Here is a 17,996-nt window from a genome sequence, read left to right as displayed (position 1 = left end):
TATCAAACCGTACTCACAAGCACCCACACGAATTGCTTGATTCAATTTGTTAAAGAGCGGTTGGTTAAGAGCTTTTCGTCTCAACCGAGGCGCGCATTCTACGCTTTCCTCATCTGCTGTCAAGCGTTTATTTTGAAGTTTTTCGTTCAACTTCAAACGCTTAACTCGCTGCGATCTCTCGTAGCGGGAGGCGAATTCTACAGCGTTACAACCTGCTGTCAACCACCTTTTTCACCGCTGCCGATCAGAAGACCGAAGCACCACCAGGACCTTTCGTTTCGCTTAACTCGTTGATTCTCAAGGAGTTTCGCGTTCCGTTGTCGCTGGAAGTGGGGCGCATTATAAGGGGATCTGAAACGGCGTCAACCCTTTATTTCAAATACCTGCAGATCCCCATCATCCTTGCGCATGCGCAGGCAAAGTGCGCACTATATTGCTCACCCCGCACGCATAACCACGGATCACGCCCATCTGATGAACACCCCGCACCGCAGCCTGGCCTCTACCCTGTTCCCCATCGCACTGCTGCTCATTGCCATGGCGTCCATTCAATCCGGTGCATCGCTGGCCAAAAGCATGTTCCCAATCGTGGGTGCCCAAGGTACTACCGCGCTGCGGCTGATCTTTGCTAGCGTACTCATGCTGTTGATCCTGCGCCCTTGGCGCGCGCGGCTCGATGCCAGCACGCTGCGCAACGTGATCATCTATGGGATGGCGTTGGGCGGCATGAACTTCCTCTTCTATATGTCATTGCGCAGCGTGCCCCTTGGGGTGGCCGTGGCCCTTGAGTTCACCGGCCCCCTGACAGTCGCACTGCTGGCCTCGCGCAGGGCACTGGACTTTGTCTGGATCGCACTGGCCGTTGCAGGCCTGTTGCTGCTTATCCCTGTTGGGCAGACAGATACCGGGCTTGACCTGGTGGGCGCCCTTTACGCGCTGGGCGCGGGCGTGTGCTGGGCGCTGTACATTCTATATGGGCAGCGCGCAGGCGCCGAAAATGGCATCCAGACGGCAGCGCTGGGCGTGGTGATCGCAGCGCTGTTCGTGGCTCCCATCGGGATCGTCCATGCAGGCGCGGCGCTACTGAGCCCCGCCCTGCTTCCCGTCGCGCTTGCAGTAGCGATTCTTTCAACCGCCCTTCCGTATAGCCTGGAGATGGTGGCACTGACGCGTATGCCCGCGCGCACCTTCGGCACGCTGATGAGCATCGAGCCGGCCTTCGGCGCGCTGTCCGGCTTGTTGTTCCTTGGCGAAAAGCTCACGCTGTGGCAATGGCTGGCGATCCTGGCCATCATTTGCGCATCGGTTGGGGCAACGCTCTCGATGAAGCGCGATGCTGTACCACCGGTTGCGGCCGACTGACTTGAGAAATGCTTGCATTTGAGTCACAGCCGCCTTGTACCTAGGGTCGGGGCTGACTTAAGCTGTCACATAATCATAATCAAGACGCTATCTACTTGGTGACAAAGGGATGCTGAGGAATCTCAAGGAAGACTCTAAGCGCTGACGACAGGCCCGCCTATACCGCCGGGCCTGCATAAGGACAGGAATGAAACGTATTTTGCTCATCCTGGCCATCTTGGCTATTGCTGGATGTGCCGCGACAGCCAAGACCGAGGTCAAACGAGGGAAAAAGGGCCTGCATATCAATTGCTCGGGCCTCTCTTCATCGTGGGACAAGTGCTACAGCAAGGCCGCCAGTTCCTGCACCGGCAAGGGCTATAAAGTCATTGCCCGCTCCGGCGACACCGACGAAGAACCCGGTGATTATATTTTTGGTATCAACCCAGCTGGGTATACCAGCCGCAGCATGATTGTCATCTGCAAATAACAGCAAAAAGGGCGACCCACGGGCCGCCCTTTTTATGCGCTACGCAATCAGATTGCGCGGGTGCGCTGCTCCAACCATTGCAAGGCGTCACCTGCCAACAACGGGGCCAGCCGCTCGCGCACAGTGTTGTGATAAGCGTTGAGCCAGGCGATGTCTTCGCGCCCAAGCAGCTCCGGCAGCAGGCAGCGCGTGTCGATGGGGCACAGGGTCAAGGTTTCGAACTGTAGAAAATCACCGAACGCAGTGCTGCCCGCTTCGCGGTTGACCACCAGGTTTTCGATGCGTACCCCCCACTGCCCGGGCCTGTAGGTGCCCGGTTCGATCGAACTGATCATACCCGGCTGCATCGCCGTCTGTGGCGTCGCCGCCGCTTGGTAGGCAATTACTTGCGGGCCCTCATGCACATTCATGAAGTAGCCCACGCCATGCCCTGTGCCATGACCATAGTCCACCTCATCGGCCCAGATGGGCGCACGTGCGATGGCATCCAGCAACGGTGAAAGAATGCCCCGTGGGAAGCGCGCCCGGGATAGCGCGATCATGCCCTTGAGCACGCGGGTGCAGTCAGCCTTCTGTGCATGGCTGGGCTCGCCAATCGGCACCATCCGCGTGATATCAGTGGTGCCGCCCACATATTGGCCTCCCGAGTCGATCAGCAACAGGCCGTCGCCCTCGATCACCGCATGGGACTGCTCGGTGGCCCGGTAATGAGGCATGGCGCCATTGGCGTTGAACGCCGCGATAGTGGAAAAGCTCAGCGACACGTACCCCGGGCGTCGAGCACGTGCGGCAGTCAATTGCTCGTCAACGCTAAGCTCGGTGATGCGCTGGGCACCCAAATTGGCTTCAAACCAGGCGAAGAACTCACATAACGCCGCGCCGTCCTGCTCCATAGCCTGACGAACATGTACCAAATCCGCTTCGTCCTTGCGCGACTTGCGCAACGTGGTGGGGTTGATCGTCTCAATCAGGCGCACGCGTGTATCGACAGCCTCCAACAGCCCACGAGTGACCCGCGCCGGGTCCAGCAGGAGCGCGGTATCAGGCTCGATTGCCGCCAGCGCGGCCGTTACCGTTGCATACCCACACACCTCAATGCCATCTGCCGCCAACACCTGGCGCAGATGCTCATCGACCTTGCCCTCGCCCACGAACAGCAAGGCACGCGTCTGACTGATCAATGCGAAAGCAACGAACACCGGATTGTACGAAACATCACTGCCCCGCAGATTGAACAGCCAGGCAATGTCGTCGAGCGTGGCGATGAAGTGCCAGTCGGCGCCTTTTTCGCGCAGCGTGGCGCGAAGCTCGGCGAGTTTTTGTGCCCGATTGACCGATGCATGCGGCGGCAGATGCTGATACACAGGGTTGCCTGGCAACGCCGGGCGCTCAGGCCAGGCTTCGGCAAGCAGGTCGAGGTGTGTCAGCAACCGTACCGCGCGCGTGCTCAAGCGGCTCTCGAGCTGCCGCGCTGGCGCCAATGCCATTACCGCCCCATCGACTGCGACCACGCCGTTGGCCGGTGCGTGCTCACCCAGCCACTCCAGGGCTCCTGGCTGCCCCGGGCGCAGCTTCATCAGCTCGATGCTGCTGCCCGCAAGCTCGTTCTCAGCCTGTTCCCAGTAACGGCTATCGACCCACAGCCCAGCAAACTGCGCGGTCACGACCAAGGTGCCCACCGAACCCTGAAAGCCCGACAGCCACTGCCGGCCTTGCCAATAGCCCGGCAGGTACTCCGACAAATGCGGATCGGCCGAAGGTACCAGCAGAGCATCGACGCCCTCACGGGCCATCAGCGCACGCACTCGGCTCAGGCGGGCCGGGACACTTTGCGAAACGGTGGACTGACTGTTCATGCGCTCTCCTGCGGCTAATCTCGACGGATCCAGACCGCCGATAATGAAACAGCCGCCCAGCGCCCGCAATCACGCAGGCGACATCAACGCCCGCTTTTGCCACACCCCGCCAACGACCGCCGGTCAACCGCGCTGAACTTGACTGGGCGCAGGCCTTCACAACCTTACCCAGGCCGCCCACGAGAGACCGTCATGCCCAGCCCCGACGAGGCAAAAACCGCCGTGGTGCTGCTCGACACCCGCGAGCACACTCCTGAACATGAACACGCCGTGCACCTGAAACTGGCCGAGCGGCTGGCGGCCTTGCTGGGAATCGAGCACATCGAGCACCCGGCCCAGCTGCAACACGACCACCGCTACTACTATATGCCTACCGACACCCTGATCGACGCTCACCCGCAGTACGAACTGGACATACGCAGCGACCAGGACCTGTTTGGCGGCAAGGTCAGCCAGCCCTACATGGCGACCAAAGCCATTTCCCACCCTCTGCCCGCGGGCGGCGATTCCCCTACCGGGTGGACCGACAGTTTTGCCCGCCAGGCCAGTGACGCCCTGCTGCGCGGCTATAGCGTGTTTTCCAAGGCCGATGCCAGGCATGCCGCCAGCTTGCTGCTGCGCGAGGGGCCGGTGCGGGTAAAGCCGGTGCTGGCAAAGGCCGGCCGCGGCCAAACGGTGATAGACCACATTGAGCAGCTCGAACCCCTGCTCCAGCAGATGGATGACCACCAACTTGGGGTTTGGGGCCTGGTCCTGGAGGAAAACCTCGTTGAAGTACAGACCCTCAGCGTTGGCCAGGTTCGCGTCGCGGGGATGACCCTGAGCTACCACGGCACGCAGCAGTTGACCCGCGACAACCAAGGTTGCGAGGTATACGGCGGCTCCGACCTGATCGTGGTGCGTGGGGGTTACGACGCCTTGCTGCAGTTACCGCTGGAGGATCACCTGCGCTTGGCGGTCACCCAGGCGATGGCATATGAACAGGCCGCCCAACAGCATTTTCCCGGCTTTATTGTCTCGCGACGCAACTACGACATTGCCCGTGGGCGCAACCCGCAAGGCCACGTGCGCAGCGGCGTGCTCGAACAATCGTGGCGCATCGGCGGCGCAAGCAGCGCCGAGGTGCTGGCATTGCAGGCGTTCCGCGACGAGCCGGGCCTGCAGCGGCTGCGTGCCTCCACCCATGAAATATTTGGCACTGCGCAACTGCCCGCCGACGCCACGCTCTTTTATCAAGGGGACGACAGTGAACTTGGACAGCTCAGCAAATTCGCGCGGATCCGCGAACATGACCATCGAGAGTGAAAATATCGACCTGCAAGTGCAAGGTGAGAGCATTGCCTGCACTCTGGTCAGCCCCGGCAGCCGCATGCCTGGGATCTTGTTCGTGCATGGCTGGGGCGGCAGCCAGCAGCGCGACCTGGCGCGGGCCCGACAGATCACCGGGCTAGGTTGTGTGTGCATGACCTTCGACCTGCGCGGCCACGAGAAAACCGCAAGCCAGCGGCTGACCGTAACGCGCGAACAGAACCTCGACGACCTGCTGGCCGCGTACGATCTGCTGGCCAACCACCCCTCCGTCGACCCTGCAGCGATTGCCGTTATCGGCAGCAGTTACGGCGGTTATCTGGCGACCTTGCTGACTGCTCGGCGTGCAGTGAAGTGGCTGGCGCTACGGGTGCCGGCATTGTACTGGGACGATGAATGGAACATGCCCAAGCAAAGCCTCGACCGCCAACGCCTGAACGACTACCGCCAACGCGCGCTGAGCCCAAGCGACAACCGGGCTCTGGCGGCCTGCGCCGAGTTCAGCGGCGACGTACTGCTGGTGGAATCGGAACAGGATGACTATGTGCCGCACAGCACGCTGATGAGCTATCGCTCGGCGTTCGGCAGTGCGCACTCGCTGACCCACCGCATCGTCGACGGCGCCGACCATGCGCTTTCCAGCGAACAGAGCCAGAAGGCCTACAGCGCGATGCTCACGGCCTGGATCAGCGAAATGGTCATCGGCGCCCGGCTCGACCGCTACCCGCATTATGCCCCTTGGTATGCCTGAGCCGTGCCGACCTGGCAATGTAGCCCGCCATCAGCGCCACGCACCAGGCTGCGCAGGGCCTGGTAGGCGGCGAAGTTCACCCCGCGCGCCTGATGCTGACGCAGCAACGCCATGAAAGGCTCCTCGACGAACGCATGCGAGGCTGCAGCCCACGCGGTGCGCGAACGCCACTGCAAATACTGTAAAACCCTGCAGCCGTCCTCGCTGGCCTGGACACTCACCCCTTCAAGCCCCTCGCAGCGCTGCGCCAACTGCTCGCTGCGCGACACCAATGCCTGGGCCAGCGCCGCCTGACGCTCCGGCGGCACGTCATATTCGATCATTTGGGTGAACCACAGGGAATGGGCGTAGTGCGACATGGTCCGTCTCCTCGCTTGGGGCAGTTGCAGCCAATTGGCGGGCAGGGTAAAACCTCTAGCTAACTCAAGGTCAAGGACAATCTGCATGAAGACGCCCCCAGGTGAAGAACGAATGCTCAGTGTTGGCCAATTGGCGGCACGCAGCGGTGTGGCGGTGACCGCCCTGCACTTCTACGAAACCAAGGGGCTGATCCACAGCACGCGCAACAGCGGCAATCAGCGCCGCTACCCCCGTGCAGTGCTGCGCAGGGTTGCGGTGATCAAGACCGCGCAGCGCCTAGGCATCCCGTTGGCCGAAATTGCCCAGGCGCTGGCCGCCTTGCCCCGCGACCACACGCCAAGCGCCGAGGACTGGCAACACCTGTCGCTGCACTGGCGTGCCGACCTTGACCGGCGAATAGAAGAAATGACCATGTTGCGCGACCAGCTCGATGGCTGCATCGGCTGCGGCTGCCTGTCACTCAAGGAATGCCCGCTGCGCAACTATCACGACCGTCTGGCCGAGGAAGGCCCTGGGCCACATCCGGCCTGAGCAGCCCAGGCTCAGATCACCACGTTGCGTACAAACCGCACGGCCGTCTGGCCATCATTGCGATAGGCGTAGCGGCAGTCGCTGGCAAACACGTGAAACTGGCCGCGCTGCAGACGGTGTTCAGTGCCCTCGATCAGCAAGGTCAATTGCCCCTCGCTGACGTAGATCTGTTCGCTCCAACCTGCCGCATCGGCTTCGCTGAGGTAGTACTCGCCAGGGGCCAAGGTCCACTCCCACAGCTCGACTTCACGCCGCGCCGGACTGCGTCCGAGCAGCACCGCACGGCTGCCAGGCTGCTCTCCGGCCCAGGCCAGTTCATCGATGCGGCTGAGGTCACGCTGATCAGGCGCCTGGATCAAGGTGCTGAAGGCCACATCGAGGGCGTCGGCGATCAGGTCCAAGGTGGTAAGGCTGACGTTGTTCTCGCCGGCCTCGATGGCCACCAGCATGCGCCGACTGACCCCGGAGCGCTCGGCCAGCGCCGTCTGGCTCAGCCCGGCATCACCACGCAGGCGGCGTACGTTCTGGCTGACGTGTTGCAGCACCGAGGCGCGGTGCGCGGAGTCTTTGTGCACTATATTGCTCACAGGCTGGAGTTTGCGCAGTATACTGCCCACTTTGCGGCGAATTGTGCGCCGCCCCAGCCGAGCACGCAAGCGCATGAGCCAGACCATCCCGGGCAAACCCACCGTCACCTTTCGCCTGAGCAAGGCCGAACTGGTGCTGGTGTTCATCACCATGCTCTGGGGCGGCACTTTCCTGATCGTGCACAATGTCATGACCGTGAGCGGGCCGATGTTTTTCGTCGGTTTGCGCTTTGCCGCGGCCGCCCTGTTTGTCGGCGCATTGTCCACTCGCGCCTTGCCAGGCCTGACGCTTACCGAACTCAAGGCCGGGATGCTCATCGGCGTCACTATCATGCTGGGCTATGGCCTGCAGACCATGGGCCTGCAAACCATCAACAGTAGCCAGTCGGCGTTCATTACCGCACTCTATGTGCCCTTCGTGCCACTGCTGCAATGGCTGGTGTTGGGGCGCCGACCGGGGCTGATGCCAAGCCTGGGTATCTGCCTGGCGTTCGTCGGCCTGATGCTACTGGCCGGCCCTGAAGGCGGCACCTTGCATTTCAGCGAAGGCGAAGTGGTCACGCTGGTCAGCGCCGTGGCAATTGCCGCCGAAATCATCCTGATCAGCCGCTATGCCGGCAAAGTGGACGTACGCCGGGTGACCGTGGTGCAACTGGCTACGGCGTCGGCGCTGGCGTTTCTGATGATCGTGCCGACCCAGGAGCGCTTGCCCGATTTCTCCTGGCTGCTGCTGGCCAGCGCTCTTGGCCTGGGGGCGATGAGCGCGGTGATCCAGGTAGCGATGAACTGGGCACAGCAATCGGTCTCCCCTACCCGCGCGACGTTGATCTACGCAGGCGAGCCTGTCTGGGCCGGGGTAGTCGGTCGTATCGCCGGCGAGCGCCTGCCCGGCGTCGCCTTGTTCGGCGCGTTGTTGATCGTGCTGGCGGTAGTGGTCAGTGAACTGAAGGTGCGCCGGCAGGGTAACCCGGGCACCGCAGAGGACGAGCAAGCGCGTCAGCGCGAGGCTGGGTAGCCCTGCGATCGATACGCCAAGCCTGGCGCCGGTCGTGCATTCCTTCACCGTGCTTTGTAAAAAACTGTTATAAAAAAACAGCTTGTCACAGCATATTTGTAGGATTTCGCAACCGCTTGCGTGTTGGTGATACCTCCCCCGGCACGTATGATCCTTGGCAAACCTTCCAGATCAAACCGCTATGTCATTGATTGTGCTATTGCTTCTGCCCTTCGTAGGCAGCTGCCTGGCGGCCGTCCTGCCGCACAACGCACGTAACGCCGAGTCCATTCTTGCCGGGCTCGTGGCCTTGGTCGGCACTGTCCAGGTCGCGTTGCTGTATCCGCAAATTGCCGATGGCGGCGTTATCCGCGAAGAAATCCTCTGGTTGCCGAGCCTGGGCATGAATCTGGTGCTGCGCATGGACGGCTTCGCGTGGCTGTTCAGTTTGCTGGTGCTGGGCATCGGCACCTTGGTGTCGCTGTACGCCCGCTACTACATGTCGCCGCAAGACCCAGTGCCGCGGTTCTTCGCGTTCTTCCTGGCGTTCATGGGCGCCATGTTGGGTGTGGTGATCTCTGGCAACCTCATTCAGTTGGTGTTCTTCTGGGAACTCACCAGCCTGTTCTCGTTTCTGCTGATCGGTTACTGGCACCACCGCGCCGATGCGCGCCGCGGCGCCTATATGGCGCTAATGGTCACCGGGGCGGGCGGTCTGTGCCTGCTGGTCGGCGCCCTGCTGCTTGGCCATGTGGTCGGCAGCTATGACCTGGACAAGGTGCTCGCAGCTGGCGACACCGTTCGCCAGCACGCGCTGTACCCGGTGCTGCTGCCACTGATCCTGATCGGCGCGCTGAGCAAGAGCGCGCAGTTTCCGTTCCACTTCTGGCTACCTCACGCCATGGCTGCGCCCACGCCGGTGTCGGCTTACCTGCACTCGGCGACGATGGTCAAAGCCGGCGTATTTCTGCTGGCGAGGCTGTGGCCGGTGCTCTCGGGTAGCGAGGAATGGTTCTGGATCGTTGGCGGTGCTGGCGCCGCCACGTTGCTGCTTGGCGCCTTCGCCGCCATGTTTCAGAACGACCTCAAAGGCTTGCTGGCGTATTCCACCATCAGCCATCTGGGCCTGATCACACTGCTGCTGGGCCTGAACAGCCCCCTGGCCGCCGTCGCCGCCGTGTTTCACATCCTCAACCACGCCACGTTCAAGGCCTCGCTGTTCATGGCCGCAGGCATCATCGACCACGAGAGCGGCACCCGCGACATACGCCGCCTGAGCGGGTTGTTCCGGTTGATTCCGTTCACTGCCACATTAGCCATGGTCGCCAGTGCCTCAATGGCAGGCGTGCCTTTGATGAACGGTTTCCTCTCCAAGGAAATGTTCTTTGCCGAGACCGTATTCATCAGTTCCACTGCCTGGGTCGAAGCAGCGCTGCCAGTAATCGCCACGCTGGCGGGGACTTTCAGCGTTGCCTACGCGCTACGTTTCACCGTCGATGTGTTCTTCGGCCCCCCCGCGAAAGACTTGCCGCACATCCCCCACGAACCGCCACGCTGGATGCGCGCACCGGTCGAGCTGCTGGTGCTGACTTGCCTGGTGGTGGGTATTTTCCCGGCGCAATCAGTCGGGCCATTGCTGGCAGCGGCGGCATTGCCGGTAGTCGGCGGCACGCTCCCCGAGTACAGCCTGGCTATCTGGCACGGCTGGAATGCGCCGTTGATCATGAGCCTGGTGGCCATGTGCGGCGGCGTGGTGCTTTATCTGCTACTGCGCAAGCAACTGCGCCTGGGCCGCTTCCCCTACCCGCCATTGATCGAGCGCTTCAACGGCAAGCGCTTGTTCGAGCATGGCCTGGTGCGCCTGATGCTGCTGGCCCGGCACATCGAGGACCGGCTGACCTCACGGCGCCTGCAGATGCAGCTGTTCATGCTGGTGCTGGCGGCGTTCCTGGCAGGCCTCACCCCTCTGCTGTACAGCGGCCTGAGCTGGGGCGATCGCCCCAAGATTCCGGGGTCCGGCGTGTTCGTCGCGCTATGGCTGATCGCCATTGCCTGCGCCATCAGCGCCGCCTATCAAGCCAAGTATCACCGCCTGGCCGCGCTGATCATGGTCAGCGTGTGCGGCCTGATGACCTGCATCACTTTCGTCTGGTTCTCCGCCCCTGACCTTGCGCTGACCCAGTTGGCGGTCGAGGTGGTCACAACAGTGCTCATCCTGCTTGGCCTGCGGTGGCTGCCACGGCGGCTCGAGGGGGTTTCACCACTGCCAGGCAGCCAGGACCGCGCACGCCTGCGCCGGCTGCGCGACCTGGTGCTGGCGGTGCTGGTCGGCGGCGGCATGGCCCTGCTGTCTTACGCCATGCTGACGCGCCCGACGCCAAACGTCATTTCGTCGTTCTACCTCAGCCGCTCGCTGCCTGAAGGTGGCGGCACCAATGTCGTCAATGTGATGCTGGTCGACTTCCGCGGCTTCGACACCCTGGGTGAAATCACCGTGCTGGTTGCCGTGGCGCTGACCGTCTTCGCCCTGTTGCGCCGCTTCCGCCCCCCGAAAGAAAGCATGCAGTTGCCCGCCCAGCAACGCCAGCTGGCGCCAGATGTGGTCACTGACCTGGTCAACCCACGCCATGCCACCGACACGGCGCTAGGCTTCATGATGGTGCCAGCAGCGCTGGTGCGCCTGCTGCTGCCGATTGCCCTGCTGGTGTCGATGTACCTGTTCATGCGCGGCCACAACCAGCCAGGCGGCGGCTTTGTCGCAGGCTTGGTGATGTCGGTGGCGTTCATCCTGCAATACATGGTCGCTGGCACCCAATGGGTCGAGGCGCAGATGAGCCTGCGCCCGCTACGCTGGATGGGTACCGGGCTGCTCTGCGCCACCCTCACCGGTGCCGGCGCCATCCTGCTTGGCTACCCGTTCCTGACCACCCACACCGCCCATTTGAACCTGCCGCTGCTGGGCGATCTGCACGTGGCCAGCGCGCTGTTCTTCGACATTGGCGTTTACACAGTGGTGGTCGGCTCGACGCTGCTTATCCTGACCGCACTGGCGCACCAGTCGGTGCGCGCTTATCGTCCTGGCAATCCTGCCAAGCCCAGCCAAGCAGGAGCCGCCTGATGGAAGAAGTCATCGCAGTCGCCATCGGCGTACTGGCCGCCTCCGGGGTGTGGTTGATCCTGCGCCCACGGACCTACCAGGTGATCATGGGCCTGTGCCTGCTGTCGTACGGGGTCAACCTGTTCATCTTCAGCATGGGTAGCCTGTTCATCGGCAAGGAGCCGATCATCAAGGACGGCGTAACCCAGGACCTGCTGCACTACACCGACCCGCTGCCACAGGCACTGGTGCTCACCGCAATCGTCATCAGCTTTGCCATGACCGCGTTGTTCCTGGTGGTGATGCTGGCCTCGCGCGGGCTGACCGGTACTGACCACGTAGACGGCCGGGAGCGTGATGAATGAACGGCATGAGCCAACTGATCATCGCCCCCATCCTGCTGCCCTTGATCACTGCGGCACTGATGCTGCTGATTGGCGAGAAACACCGCTGGCTGAAGGCACGGCTCAACCTGCTGTCCACCTTTGCCGGCCTTGGCATCGCTGTATCGTTGCTGTTATGGGTGCGTAGCCAGGGGCAAGCCGAGTCCATTGGCGTGTACCTGCCCGGCAACTGGCCAGCGCCGTTCGGCATCGTGCTGGTGGTCGACCACCTCAGCGCGCTGATGCTGGTGCTCACCGGCATCGTCGGCAGTTGCGCCATGCTGTTCGCCCGAGCCCGCTGGGACGGCGCTGGCGCCAGCTTCCACGCGCTGTTCCAGATCCAACTGATGGGCTTGTACGGCGCCTTCCTCACCGCCGACCTGTTCAACCTGTTCGTGTTTTTCGAAGTGTTGCTGGCGGCCTCCTACGGCCTGCTGTTACACGGCTCGGGGCGGGCGCGGGTAAGGGCAGGCCTGCATTACATCGCCGTCAACCTGTTTGCCTCCTCGCTGTTTCTGGTGGGCGCGGCCATGCTCTACGGGGTTACCGGCACCCTGAACATGGCCGACCTGGCCCTGAAAATACCGCTGGTACCTGAAGGCGACCGTGGCTTGCTGCATGCCGGCGCTGCGATTCTGGCCATGGCGTTTCTGGCCAAGGCCGGTATCTGGCCGCTGAACTTCTGGCTGGTTCCGGCCTATTCATCGGCCTGCGCACCGGTGGCCGCGTTGTTTGCGATCATGACCAAGGTTGGGCTATATGCCGTGCTGCGCCTGTGGAGCCTGCTGTTCTCCGGCCAGGCAGGGGCGTCTGCGCATTTTGGCGGCGACTGGCTGGTCTATGGCGGGCTGGCAACGCTTGCGGTGGCGGCGGTGTCGATCCTTGCCGCGCAGCGCCTGGAGCGCATGGCAGCGCTGAGCATCCTGGTATCGGCTGGCACGTTGCTAGCTGCCATCGGGTTCGGCCAGTCGGTTCTGACCGGGGCCGCGCTGTTCTACCTGGCAAGCTCCACCCTGGCATTGTGCGCACTGTTTTTGCTCGCCGAGTTGATCGAGCGCTCGCGCTCAGCCAATGAAGCGCCCCTTGAAGATGAAGAAGGCGCGATGCCGCCTCTTCTCGAATCACTGCACCCGCCGAAGGGCATCAACCTGGACGATGAGCAAAAGGCAGTAATTGGCCAGATCATCCCGTGGACCATGGCATTTCTCGGCCTGAGCTTTATCGCCTGCGCCCTGCTGATCATCGGCATGCCGCCACTGTCGGGGTTCATCGGCAAGCTCAACCTGATCAGCGCACTGTTCAATCCATTGGGCCTGGGCGTACCGCGCGAGCAGCCTCTCGGGGCTGCCGGCTGGGCCCTGGTGAGCATGCTGGTGCTGTCGGGCATGGCGTCGCTGATTGCCTTTGGCCGCGTGGGCATCCAGCGCTTCTGGAAGCCCGAGGAGCGCCCGTCGCCGCTACTGCGTGCCTATGAATGCCTGCCGGTCGCGGTGTTGCTCGGCTTGTGTATCTTCCTCAGCCTCAAGGCCGAACCGCTGCTGCGCTACACCCAGGACACCGCCGCCGGCTTGCAGGCGCCTGAGGACTATATCAACGCGGTGATGGCCACACGGCCGCTGCCTGGGCCCACCTCCGCCAACAGCGAGGTGCAGCCATGAACCGCTTGTTCCCCGCGCCGCTGCTGTCGGTGGCTCTGTTTGTTCTGTGGCTGCTGCTCAACCTGTCCGTCAGCCCTGGCAACCTGCTGCTGGGCGCCGCACTGGGCGTGCTTGCGCCGATCCTGATGGCGCCGCTACGGCCGCAGCACGCCCATATACGGCGCCCGCTGGTTGTTACGCGGCTGATCGCCAGGGTTGGGCTGGATGTCATCGTGTCCAACCTACTGGTGGCCCGGGGCGTACTGCGCGCAGGCAGCCGCCCGCCCCGCTCGGCATTCGTCCATATTCCGCTGGCGATGCGCGACGCACACGGCCTGGCAGCGCTGTCGATGATCACCACGGTGGTGCCCGGTACGGTCTGGTCAGAGCTTGCCCTGGACCGTAGCGTGCTGTTGCTGCACGTGTTCGACCTGGAAGACGAAGCGGCCTTCATCGAGCATTTCAAGCACACCTACGAACGCCCGCTGATGGAGATCTTCGAATGAGCGGCCTGCTTGCCAACGCCATTCTTGCCAGCCTGTTCATCTTTGCCACGGCCATGGCCCTGGCACTGATCCGGCTGTTTCGCGGCCCGTCGGCCCAGGACCGAGTGCTGGCACTGGACTACCTGTACATCCTGGCCATGCTGATGATGCTGGTGCTAGGCATACGCTATGCCAGTGACACCTACTTCGAGGGGGCGCTGCTCATTGCACTGTTCGGCTTCGTCGGGTCGTTCGCCTTGGCCAAATTCCTGCTGCGCGGCGAGGTAATCGAATGAACGGAGCAGTTCAACTGCCGTTTTGGCTTGAGTTCTCGGTAGCAGCCCTGTTGCTGATTGGCAGCCTGTTCGCGCTGATCGGCGCGCTTGGCTTGGTACGGCTGAAAGATTACTTCCAGCGCATGCACCCGCCAGCCCTGGCTTCCACCATCGGTGCGTGGTGCGTGGCACTGGCGTCGATCCTGTATTTTTCGGCGCTCAAGCAAAGCCCTGTCTTGCACGCTTGGCTGATCCCGATCCTGCTGTCGATCACGGTGCCGGTGACCACCCTGCTGCTGGCACGGGCTGCGCTGTTTCGCAAGCGCACCTCCGGTGAAGCGGTGCCGGACGAAGTCAGTAGCGGCAATGACCGCGGTAACTGACGTTCACCCCTGGCTCAGGCGCTGCAGTTCACGGCGCACCATGGCCGCAAACGGCGGCGGGCTCAGCTGATAGATCTGCCCCGCTACCCACGCCAGCCAGTCGCCTTGCAGCTCATCGCGGCGCGCCAGCAGGCGCTCGGCCTGCTGCACAGCCTGGGCCTGGTACTGACGATGCAGATCCGCCCGCGAACCCCGAGGTAGCGGCTCGCTCACTCGCTGGCCTTGAAGGTCGTCAGCTCGCCTTTGCGCCATTTGGCGACTTTGCCGGTCACGGCCTTGAGCAACTTGCCCAGGCCCTCTGGCACTTGCTGGTGCGCTGCGAACACCAACATCACACCGTGGCCCTCGCGGAACACGATGCCATCGCCCTCGGGCACCGAAACGAACGCGTAGTCGCCCTGCCCATACACATTGAACTTGATATCGCGATAACGCAGTTCCAGCTTGCCGCCTTCACGGCTGGGCAGCACCGCGGCTCGGAAGTGGTCGCCAACCTTCAGCTCAAGGCGTGGCTTGTCATCGACCACCAGCGCCTCTTCGGTGTCGATTTCGGCCATGTACAGCCCGTCAGGGCTTTGCTCGGTGACGTAGACGAAACGACCTTGAAACAGCTTTACCAGCTTGGCGCGCAAATCGCCCAGGGCGAACAACGCATGGGTATCAAGAGTACTGACTGCCAATGAAAACTCCTCACATCAATAGCATGCGGCCACTCCCCTGCGCCTGCTGCGCGGAGGTGACCATCACTTCAAGTCAAAGACCCGGGAACCACGCGACAAAGACTCCAACCAACGCAGTCGGCACGGCAACCGGAAATTGTTCTCCAGTCCATCGCCTTGTTGCGCGGGGTACTCTTGGGCGTGATTCGGTATCAGGGATACGTCATATCTGACGGAAAATCGGCCAGCAGAGATGCGGCAGACTGCGTCAGCGCTGTTGGCATGACGGGCCGCGATCTACATATACGTATTACAGCGGAGCAAATATGCACGAAAACAGTGAAATCCGTCGAGACCCACGACACATTTCATGTGCTGCCAGGCCTCGATTCATCGTTATTCCGGCCGGCATCGCGTTTTTTCACGTCGCCGACAGCGACACCGGCAGGGTGCTCGGCTTTCGCAGGCGCCATCAGGACGCCTGCGAGCTGGCCCGTCATCTTGAGCGATGAGGGCTTAGCCAAGCCCGGACTCGGGCCGATAGCCCAGGCGCAAGCCACCCCAGTGGCGGCCCTTGACCATGATCGGCACCGACAGGTCGTGCATCAGCTCACCGGTGTCGCGGGTGTAGGTTTGCAGTAGCACCCGTTGTTGGTGGCTGCCGCAGCGAACCCCGGTACGGTCATCGAAGATGCGCTTGCTGCGGTTATGCGCCGTGTCATGCACCGTATCGCCCGTCAGCGGCTGATTGAACGCGCTGTTATGGGTGGGCACATAGCCCTGCTGGGTGCAAGCGATGGCGTAGACCAGGCCGTCATGCTGGCTCAGCAGCGGCTCCTGAATCGACGGCAGTACCGTGTCGGTGTAATGATCGAAGCAGGTGGTAAAGCGTGGCGGCTGCATACCCTGGATAGGCCGGTACTGGCGGTCGAACAGGTCTTCCAGCGTTACCCTGCCCTGTTCGACATCAGCCTCGAAACGCTCGGCGATCTGCCGCGCGCCCGCCTGGGCCAGCTCGAACACGCGCTGGTGATAGGCATCGAGCCCCACCTCGGCCAGGCGCTCGCTGAGGCTTTCGACCTGCCCTTCCATTTGCACCGCGGCCTTGGCCAGGCGCCGAGTCTGCTGATCGCTGACTTGCAGGTCGCTGCGCACCTGGGCCACCGCCTGGAACAGGGTATCGAGCTGGGTACGGTTATTCTCGGTGCCATCGGCAATTTCGCTCACCTGGCCCTCGACACTGGCCGCCAGCCCTGCGATCTGCGCCAGCTGCGCGCCGGTTTCTTCCACCTGCACAACGCCACTGCCCAAATCGTCAGCCAACTCGCGTATCTGCGCAACGACCTGCGCGGTGCGCGCCTGGATGTCTGCCACCATTTGCCCGACCTCCTCGGTGGCGCTGGCAGTGCGCCCGGCCAGCCCACGCACCTCATCGGCCACCACGGCGAAGCCGCGGCCATGGTCGCCGGCACGGGCCGCTTCGATGGCCGCGTTCAGCGCCAGCAGGTTGGTCTGGCTGGCAATGGATTGAATGACCAAGGTCACTCGAGCGATGTCTTCACTGCGCTGATGCAGCGCTTCGATCAGTTCGCGGCTGGAGCTTGCGCGCACGCTGAGGTCGCGCATGCGCTGGACCGACTCAGCCAGCACCGCGCTGCCGGTCACGCTGCTGCCGTGGGCCGACCGCGCAGCTTCCAGCGCCTGCTGGCTGAGCCTGGCGCTGGCCTGCTCGGTAACGATCATGACTTCGGCACTGCCGACAATTTCTTGTGCGGCGCCCAACTGCGACTCAACCCGCGCCGCCAGTTGCTGCACGGCATGGGCCACCGAAGCTGCCGACAGGGCATTGTGGCTGGTGCCTCGGGCCAGCTGGCGGATCAGTTCATCGTGGGGCGATGGCGCCGGCTGGGCGACAGTGGGTGACGCCTGGCGCACTCGCGCCAGCCACAGCACCAATAGTGCCACGGGTATGGCAAGGTAGAGCGCCCCTTCGACAAAGGCACTGGCGCACAGCAGTGCGCACATCGCAACGCCCTGCAAAACGGCAAGGGTACGTGCAGACGCCGGGCGCGGCAGCTCGGCAGCCGGCAGAGTTCCTTCTCGCATCATCGGGTGATCCATCCGCATGTCGTTATTGTGACGCCATTAAACGCCACTACAACGCCACTATCCATACTTCCTTGGATGTAAGGCGGTCCCGCTTGATGCAAGGCAAGAAAACACAAAGGCACCAGGGATCGCTCCATGGGGCCTCGTGTACAGCGGACCGGTCAGATTTGGCGCTGATGGCGGTCGAGCTGTTCGTGGCGTTCCTGCGCTTCGATGCAGTACTTGGTGGTCGGGCTGATCAGCAGACGCTGCAGGCCGATAGGCTCACCGCTGTCATCACACCAGCCAAAGCTTTCGTCGCCGATACGGCCCAGGGCCATTTCCAACTGCGGCAGCAGGCGCTGATCGCGCTCGATGGCATTCACCAGCCAGTGACGCTCCTCTTCGACCGAAGCCACGTCCGCCGGGTCGGACGGAGTGTCCAGGCTCTCGATGGTGCTGCGGCTCAGCTCGATGCGCTCATGGGTTTCGACTTTCATCGCCTGCAACAGCGCGGTGAAGAACGCCAACTGTTCGGCATTCATGTAGTCATCGGCCGACATGGCCAGCAACTGTTCCTTGGTCATCGATTTCTCTATGAAAAAATGTGCATTGGGCGTTTCGGGTGCCATCGGCGACGCATCAGCGACGGCGGAATTTTTCAAGCGCCAATCGGCACTCTTTTACAGGGGGCGGCAGTCTAAGGTGCCGGGCGACGTGGGGCAACATAAATGACAGCGCTTCTGACCGAATACCGCCGATTTCACCCCC

At 62.6% G+C, this 17,996-nt stretch carries 19 protein-coding genes; 12 read left to right on the top strand and 7 right to left on the bottom strand.

Features of this window, described 5'->3' with window-relative positions; all coding sequences use genetic code 11:
• Window positions 1-474: 474 nt before the first annotated feature.
• Both rhtA and HU720_RS06430 read left to right on the top strand, forming a co-directional pair.
• Entirely contained in the window at window positions 475-1,362 is an 888-nt protein-coding gene (rhtA, locus tag HU720_RS06435) for a threonine/homoserine exporter RhtA (protein ID WP_186518269.1), read from the top strand.
• Window positions 1,363-1,549: 187 nt separating this feature from the next.
• A complete protein-coding gene (locus tag HU720_RS06430) occupies window positions 1,550-1,831 on the top strand; it encodes a hypothetical protein (protein ID WP_186518263.1) in 282 nt (93 codons plus the stop codon).
• Between the two features lie 47 nt (window positions 1,832-1,878).
• Here HU720_RS06430 and HU720_RS06425 read toward each other — a convergent pair whose 3' ends face one another.
• On the bottom strand, window positions 1,879-3,687 hold the full coding sequence (locus HU720_RS06425; RefSeq protein WP_186518261.1) for an aminopeptidase P family protein: 1,809 nt from the start codon (window positions 3,685-3,687) through the stop codon (window positions 1,879-1,881).
• A 192-nt stretch (window positions 3,688-3,879) separates the two neighbouring features.
• Between HU720_RS06425 and HU720_RS06420 the strand changes: the two genes are divergently transcribed.
• Window positions 3,880-4,992: a DUF3182 family protein gene (locus tag HU720_RS06420; RefSeq protein ID WP_186518259.1), complete on the top strand. Its 1,113-nt coding sequence runs from the start codon at window positions 3,880-3,882 to the stop codon at window positions 4,990-4,992.
• On the top strand, window positions 4,976-5,746 hold the full coding sequence (locus HU720_RS06415) for an alpha/beta fold hydrolase (RefSeq protein ID WP_186518257.1): 771 nt from the start codon (window positions 4,976-4,978) through the stop codon (window positions 5,744-5,746). The genes HU720_RS06420 and HU720_RS06415 overlap by 17 nt, the downstream gene beginning before the upstream one ends.
• On the opposite strand, the gene HU720_RS06410 is transcribed toward HU720_RS06415, so the two are convergent.
• Window positions 5,725-6,105 carry an antibiotic biosynthesis monooxygenase gene (locus HU720_RS06410; RefSeq protein ID WP_186518255.1) on the bottom strand — a complete coding sequence of 127 codons (381 nt, stop codon included), beginning with the start codon at window positions 6,103-6,105 and terminating at the stop codon, window positions 5,725-5,727. The two genes, HU720_RS06415 and HU720_RS06410, sit on opposite strands and share 22 nt — an antisense overlap.
• A gap of 85 nt (window positions 6,106-6,190) precedes the next feature.
• On the opposite strand from HU720_RS06410, the gene soxR reads away from it, so the two are divergent.
• Window positions 6,191-6,637: a redox-sensitive transcriptional activator SoxR gene (gene soxR / locus HU720_RS06405; protein ID WP_186518253.1), complete on the top strand. Its 447-nt coding sequence runs from the start codon at window positions 6,191-6,193 to the stop codon at window positions 6,635-6,637.
• 11 nt (window positions 6,638-6,648) lie between these two features.
• Here the strand turns inward: soxR and HU720_RS06400 are convergent, their stop codons facing one another.
• A complete protein-coding gene (locus tag HU720_RS06400) occupies window positions 6,649-7,212 on the bottom strand; it encodes a helix-turn-helix domain-containing protein (protein WP_186518252.1) in 564 nt (187 codons plus the stop codon).
• 85 nt (window positions 7,213-7,297) lie between these two features.
• Between HU720_RS06400 and HU720_RS06395 the strand changes: the two genes are divergently transcribed.
• The 7 genes from HU720_RS06395 to HU720_RS06365 all read left to right on the top strand — a co-directional run bounded on the left by HU720_RS06395 (window position 7,298) and on the right by HU720_RS06365 (window position 14,478).
• The gene (locus HU720_RS06395; RefSeq protein ID WP_186518250.1) at window positions 7,298-8,239 is read left to right on the top strand and encodes a DMT family transporter; all 942 of its coding nucleotides are present in this window, start codon (window positions 7,298-7,300) and stop codon (window positions 8,237-8,239) included.
• A 181-nt stretch (window positions 8,240-8,420) separates the two neighbouring features.
• Complete coding sequence (locus HU720_RS06390) at window positions 8,421-11,336, top strand: monovalent cation/H+ antiporter subunit A (protein ID WP_186518249.1); 2,916 nt, start codon at window positions 8,421-8,423, stop codon at window positions 11,334-11,336.
• Entirely contained in the window at window positions 11,336-11,680 is a 345-nt protein-coding gene (locus HU720_RS06385; RefSeq protein WP_186518248.1) for a Na+/H+ antiporter subunit C, read from the top strand. The genes HU720_RS06390 and HU720_RS06385 overlap by 1 nt, the downstream gene beginning before the upstream one ends.
• Window positions 11,677-13,356: a monovalent cation/H+ antiporter subunit D gene (locus HU720_RS06380; protein ID WP_186518247.1), complete on the top strand. Its 1,680-nt coding sequence runs from the start codon at window positions 11,677-11,679 to the stop codon at window positions 13,354-13,356. Before HU720_RS06385 ends, HU720_RS06380 begins: the two co-directional genes overlap by 4 nt.
• Window positions 13,353-13,841 carry a Na+/H+ antiporter subunit E gene (locus HU720_RS06375; RefSeq protein WP_186518246.1) on the top strand — a complete coding sequence of 163 codons (489 nt, stop codon included), beginning with the start codon at window positions 13,353-13,355 and terminating at the stop codon, window positions 13,839-13,841. Before HU720_RS06380 ends, HU720_RS06375 begins: the two co-directional genes overlap by 4 nt.
• Window positions 13,838-14,116: a K+/H+ antiporter subunit F gene (locus HU720_RS06370; RefSeq protein WP_186518245.1), complete on the top strand. Its 279-nt coding sequence runs from the start codon at window positions 13,838-13,840 to the stop codon at window positions 14,114-14,116. Before HU720_RS06375 ends, HU720_RS06370 begins: the two co-directional genes overlap by 4 nt.
• Window positions 14,113-14,478 carry a Na+/H+ antiporter subunit G gene (locus HU720_RS06365; RefSeq protein ID WP_186518244.1) on the top strand — a complete coding sequence of 122 codons (366 nt, stop codon included), beginning with the start codon at window positions 14,113-14,115 and terminating at the stop codon, window positions 14,476-14,478. Before HU720_RS06370 ends, HU720_RS06365 begins: the two co-directional genes overlap by 4 nt.
• A 3-nt stretch (window positions 14,479-14,481) precedes the next feature.
• On the opposite strand, the gene HU720_RS06360 is transcribed toward HU720_RS06365, so the two are convergent.
• The 4 genes from HU720_RS06360 to HU720_RS06345 all read right to left on the bottom strand — a co-directional run bounded on the left by HU720_RS06360 (window position 14,482) and on the right by HU720_RS06345 (window position 17,812).
• Window positions 14,482-14,691, bottom strand: coding sequence for a hypothetical protein (locus HU720_RS06360; protein ID WP_186518242.1), 210 nt, complete (start codon window positions 14,689-14,691; stop codon window positions 14,482-14,484).
• Complete coding sequence (locus tag HU720_RS06355) at window positions 14,688-15,158, bottom strand: hypothetical protein (protein ID WP_186518240.1); 471 nt, start codon at window positions 15,156-15,158, stop codon at window positions 14,688-14,690. Before HU720_RS06355 ends, HU720_RS06360 begins: the two co-directional genes overlap by 4 nt.
• Before the next feature lie 495 nt (window positions 15,159-15,653).
• Window positions 15,654-17,246: a methyl-accepting chemotaxis protein gene (locus HU720_RS06350; RefSeq protein ID WP_186518238.1), complete on the bottom strand. Its 1,593-nt coding sequence runs from the start codon at window positions 17,244-17,246 to the stop codon at window positions 15,654-15,656.
• 161 nt (window positions 17,247-17,407) lie between these two features.
• Window positions 17,408-17,812 carry a TraR/DksA C4-type zinc finger protein gene (locus HU720_RS06345; protein WP_186518236.1) on the bottom strand — a complete coding sequence of 135 codons (405 nt, stop codon included), beginning with the start codon at window positions 17,810-17,812 and terminating at the stop codon, window positions 17,408-17,410.
• Window positions 17,813-17,996 lie beyond the last annotated feature (184 nt).

Source organism: Pseudomonas sp. SWRI51 (genome assembly GCF_014268825.1).
GTDB classification, from domain to species: Bacteria; Pseudomonadota; Gammaproteobacteria; order Pseudomonadales; family Pseudomonadaceae; genus Aquipseudomonas; species Aquipseudomonas farsensis.
Note: the sequence above shows the minus strand (reverse complement) of the source record. Positions and strands in the feature narration are given on the sequence as shown.

Bases quoted from the DNA above. Each gene is read 5' to 3' on its own strand.
- rhtA (WP_186518269.1), top strand. From the start codon at position 475: ATGAACACCCCGCACCGCAGCCTGGCCTCTACCCTGTTCCCCATCGCA.
- HU720_RS06430 (WP_186518263.1), top strand. From the start codon at position 1,550: ATGAAACGTATTTTGCTCATCCTGGCCATCTTGGCTATTGCTGGATGT.
- HU720_RS06425 (WP_186518261.1), bottom strand. From the start codon at position 3,687: ATGAACAGTCAGTCCACCGTTTCGCAAAGTGTCCCGGCCCGCCTGAGC.
- HU720_RS06420 (WP_186518259.1), top strand. From the start codon at position 3,880: ATGCCCAGCCCCGACGAGGCAAAAACCGCCGTGGTGCTGCTCGACACC.
- HU720_RS06415 (WP_186518257.1), top strand. From the start codon at position 4,976: ATGACCATCGAGAGTGAAAATATCGACCTGCAAGTGCAAGGTGAGAGC.
- HU720_RS06410 (WP_186518255.1), bottom strand. From the start codon at position 6,105: ATGTCGCACTACGCCCATTCCCTGTGGTTCACCCAAATGATCGAATAT.
- soxR (WP_186518253.1), top strand. From the start codon at position 6,191: ATGAAGACGCCCCCAGGTGAAGAACGAATGCTCAGTGTTGGCCAATTG.
- HU720_RS06395 (WP_186518250.1), top strand. From the start codon at position 7,298: ATGAGCCAGACCATCCCGGGCAAACCCACCGTCACCTTTCGCCTGAGC.
- HU720_RS06390 (WP_186518249.1), top strand. From the start codon at position 8,421: ATGTCATTGATTGTGCTATTGCTTCTGCCCTTCGTAGGCAGCTGCCTG.
- HU720_RS06385 (WP_186518248.1), top strand. From the start codon at position 11,336: ATGGAAGAAGTCATCGCAGTCGCCATCGGCGTACTGGCCGCCTCCGGG.
- HU720_RS06380 (WP_186518247.1), top strand. From the start codon at position 11,677: ATGAACGGCATGAGCCAACTGATCATCGCCCCCATCCTGCTGCCCTTG.
- HU720_RS06375 (WP_186518246.1), top strand. From the start codon at position 13,353: ATGAACCGCTTGTTCCCCGCGCCGCTGCTGTCGGTGGCTCTGTTTGTT.
- HU720_RS06370 (WP_186518245.1), top strand. From the start codon at position 13,838: ATGAGCGGCCTGCTTGCCAACGCCATTCTTGCCAGCCTGTTCATCTTT.
- HU720_RS06365 (WP_186518244.1), top strand. From the start codon at position 14,113: ATGAACGGAGCAGTTCAACTGCCGTTTTGGCTTGAGTTCTCGGTAGCA.
- HU720_RS06350 (WP_186518238.1), bottom strand. From the start codon at position 17,246: ATGATGCGAGAAGGAACTCTGCCGGCTGCCGAGCTGCCGCGCCCGGCG.
- HU720_RS06345 (WP_186518236.1), bottom strand. From the start codon at position 17,812: ATGACCAAGGAACAGTTGCTGGCCATGTCGGCCGATGACTACATGAAT.